The sequence below is a fragment of the Allocoleopsis sp. genome (assembly GCF_036703385.1).
Taxonomy (GTDB): domain Bacteria; phylum Cyanobacteriota; class Cyanobacteriia; order Cyanobacteriales; family Coleofasciculaceae; genus Allocoleopsis.
This window is the reverse complement of the sequence record NZ_DATNPA010000001.1, coordinates 1-3,598: the sequence shown is the minus strand read 5'-3', so window position 1 is coordinate 3,598 and position 3,598 is coordinate 1. Positions and strand designations below refer to the sequence as shown.

At 43.7% G+C, this 3,598-nt stretch carries 4 protein-coding genes; 1 reads left to right on the top strand and 3 read right to left on the bottom strand.

The annotated features are described in order from the left end of the window. Window positions 1–1,147: hypothetical protein (locus V6C93_RS00020; RefSeq protein ID WP_333474585.1), on the top strand; the 1,147-nt coding region annotated here is incomplete at its 5' end. 67 nt (window positions 1,148–1,214) lie between these two features. Here the strand turns inward: V6C93_RS00020 and V6C93_RS00015 are convergent. The 3 genes from V6C93_RS00015 to V6C93_RS00005 are packed head-to-tail and all read right to left on the bottom strand — an operon-like array spanning window position 1,215 to window position 3,127. Then, window positions 1,215–1,466: a hypothetical protein gene (locus V6C93_RS00015; protein WP_333474584.1), complete on the bottom strand. Its 252-nt coding sequence runs from the start codon at window positions 1,464–1,466 to the stop codon at window positions 1,215–1,217. 46 nt (window positions 1,467–1,512) lie between these two features. Then, window positions 1,513–2,244, bottom strand: coding sequence for a PD-(D/E)XK nuclease family protein (locus V6C93_RS00010; RefSeq protein ID WP_333474583.1), 732 nt, complete (start codon window positions 2,242–2,244; stop codon window positions 1,513–1,515). A 37-nt stretch (window positions 2,245–2,281) separates the two neighbouring features. Beyond that, a complete protein-coding gene (locus V6C93_RS00005; RefSeq protein ID WP_333474582.1) occupies window positions 2,282–3,127 on the bottom strand; it encodes a hypothetical protein in 846 nt (281 codons plus the stop codon). Between the last annotated feature and the right edge of the window lie 471 nt (window positions 3,128–3,598).

Sequence of the window (3,598 nt, the reverse complement as noted above, 5' to 3'; positions counted from 1 at the left end):
TTGGCTAATCTTTGCTCAGCTAGCTAACCCCAAGAGTAACCTAGAAGAAACTGCTAAAAATTGCAGTCAAGCCTTAAATCTAGGATTGAACTGGGAACGAGACTTGCAAGGTCAAGGGTGTCTTTTGGGAGGAACCCTGTTTGAACTACAACGCTACCAGCTACTAATGCAGGAGTCAAGCCAGAAGAACACCTCAGCACCAACGCTTGAACAAATCCAACAGAGTCAACATCTGCTCATTGCCCTTTATCCCGATGCAACGGCTGCTAAAAAAGCTGCTGGATTTAACTTCGACTGGCTACGTCTGTTTAGCTATCGCCATAAAATTCTCTGGGCTTATGCTCAAAGTCGCTATCTGAAGCAACAATTTAAAAAAGATTCTGCTGAAATAAAAGAATTTGCGGAAAGCATCAATAGCGTAAATCTAAAACAACTCCGTCGAACTATCGTTGTAACCCAGAAGCTTCTCCCTCAGTACAGCATTAATTTGACTGCTCTGAGCGATCAAATCCGCACCATAGAGGTTGATTTACTAAACTATAACAGACGCCTAAAAACTATCACTGAACGTGTGAGTCAAATCCAAATTAAAGCTGGGGACGACTCTCCCAGTAAATTACTACCTAATGTAATTTTTTCATGGCTCCAATCCGTTGCGACCAGCTCAGGGGATGTGGGCGCTAATCAGTCTGCTCTGTTAGCCAAACTCGCTAACTTGCAAGATCACTGTGACTTAAAATTCCTCGAAAAATTCAGCGATGATGTAGCGGAAAAGTATCAGTTACAAGTGCAAAAAGACTATGAAAAGCTCAGTCCTGATTTGCAATTACTGCAAGATTTAATAAACTCAAGTCGGGCAATTACAGAGATAGATCAAGCCCAACGCGATCGCAACTTCCAAAACACCGTTGGCATTATTGGTGCTGGACTAGCAGTGGGTTCAATCGTTGCCTCAATCGAAGTGCCAACTGGTAAAAATGACAACTTCTTAAATCCTCCCCTCAATTTAGCACTCTCTACTCTACATATTCCAGACACCTGGTTACCTTTTGCCATCAGGATTACCTTCAGCCTGAGTGCAGCGATCGCAGCTGGGGCATTCACCGCTGCGCTGATTTGGATACGACAGCGTTGGCCTAAGAAGTAACAACTCATATTTGCACGTCTTCCCACTAACCAAGGTGCGATCGCTTATTTGCTTATAACTTTACAAATCAGAAGTTTGAGGCACTCGTCAAAGTTAAATCGTGCATATTGGTAAGAGCATCTGGGTTGCAGTATGAAGGCAGCAGGAGAATTATCCAAGATTTTGAGCTAGAAGTTGGGGGTGCAGTGAGCGGATGAGAATTCAACAAGTCAGTGATAGCTTCAAAGAACACATCACTACCGTAAGTCTCTAAAATTAACTCAAGTTTCTCACTACACTCAGAAATATTATTGGGATTAAAATCTGGGTTAGGATTCATTAACTATCTTCCTGACAAGGCTATGGTGAAAACCCCTCACTCTCTCTTACAATCGCACTTCCTCAATATCATCCAAATTGAGCAGTTCTTCCCTTTTTGGAGGTTGGTTGTAGGATTTGATGATTTTCGGAAGTGGAAAAGGCTTTCCTTCGGTTTGGTAAGCCTTTAGCCATTCGTTCAACTTGTTAAGCAGGGCGGTGAGACACGAGCGTGTCATTCGATGCAAAGACTCATCATATTCAAACCTAAAACTAACTGGCTCTCTATCAAACTGTACAAACCAATAAGTGAACGAAATTTCTTCGGGTAGGTAATCGCTGGTTTCTGCTAACACGTAAAGGTAAAGGCGTGTTTTCCAATCATTCTCTAATTGCAGAGGGCTATTAGGTAGAGTTGCCGTTGTCCACTCGATAATCTGAGCTTGACTGTCATCAGCAATTAGCAGATTATAGACCACACTTAGCCAATGTCCCTCACACATCAGAGTGCGTTGATGGTCGCACTCTTTAAAAATGTCGGGTTCGTCGGAGAATATTTCCGGTGCTGCTAGCTGTAAGCTGCTAATCCAGCGGTGCATTTGCGGATAGGCATTAAGCAGAGGCTCTACAGGTAAGCCCATTAATAGTTGCTTCATTAAGAGATGAAAGTGGTTCCCAACTTCTTGAGAGTGCCGAGTTTCTGGATTAGAAGGCGATTCTTTTTGTTCGATGTGTAGGCGCTGGAATAGAGTTGGGTTAGTTTCGAGAAGGGAGAGGGATTGTTGAGATAGATTTAGCATTATTGGGGATTGATTTTTACTTCACCCCGTGCGAAAGCTAAAACAGCTTAAGTTGACGATTTCTCACACGTCTAGCCACAATCTCAATGGTTGATTCTTTGGTAAAAGAAGGAGGATAGACGAACCTTAGTTGCCCATCCACCGCAACAATTTTACGAAGTAGTTGTTTGTTGCGATACTCACCCCGTCGATTAGGTCGGGTGTTAGGAATAAAATCGGCTCCTGTACTGACGTAACCAATGTCGAAAAACTCAAGGTCTTTGCGTTTGTATTCTGTAATCTCCACAACCAGGCCGTAGAATCCTTTTGGCCAATCACAGACGCGAATCACATCATGAAGCTCTAATAAGTCTGTGACCGTTGGTTGTCCTAGGGGTGTTTGTCTCGCCTCTAATTTGGGAATTTCTACACGAGGAAGTGATGATTTCATTGGAAATCGAGTGCTGTAGCAAGTGGAACTGACATAGCGTTCTCGCACACTTCCCGACTCATCAATTGTGAGGCGAAGGAGTCCGTGATTGACCGGACGTTTGCGAAATCGCGCCCACATAGCTGCCCCCTCTTGCTCAACTAACTGTATGACCTGCTCGTTATCAGCATCTGAATGTATGGTAGCTATCCATGCCAAAAACTCCCGACAGGCTTTGAGCTTATCTATATCTACAGGTTGCCATTGGTCGTGAGGGGCTGCCCATTGAGCTTCATCAGGGGGTTCCATATCTCGCTCTAGAGAAGCAATATACAGCATTCCCTCACAGGGCTGATATTCTGGCTTAGGTGGTTCTGGGCCGAGACAGCTTGTTAGCTTGTAACCGATAGTTAAATAGTCCTGAATGACTTGAAGTACGGGGAGGGGAAGCGTATCGAGAGGGAAGACAGACATGGGCGCACTCTAGATGTGAAATAACTTGTGAATGCGCCCAAAAAGCTAAGTTTTAGGATAATTTTTTTTGTTTATATATTTATGACAAACAATTAATATTTGGCTCAACTTTCATCAAAGCTTCAGCTTACTTGTCACCCCGTTAGGCTCCTTTGTGTAATGAAGTAGGATTTTGCTATACGTTCGCGCTGGTGTATGGTGTACTTTACCAAAAATGACGTTCGCTACTTCTGAAACTAGGGAATCTGGCAGTCGGACTAACGCTTGGATGGAGGCAATTTGAATCAGGTTTTTCCCTGGTGTTTTAGCCAGAACTATCCATAAGCACCTGGTTTTCTGAAGGATGCTTATGATGAGGTTGCTCGATAGTCGGACATAAGTAGTCGAAGGAATTATCGGTGTGTTCCAGTTGCATCTTTCGGGGTGCGTCTAAGGCGATGACAGCATCTCCAATTTTTTCACAGCGTTTAC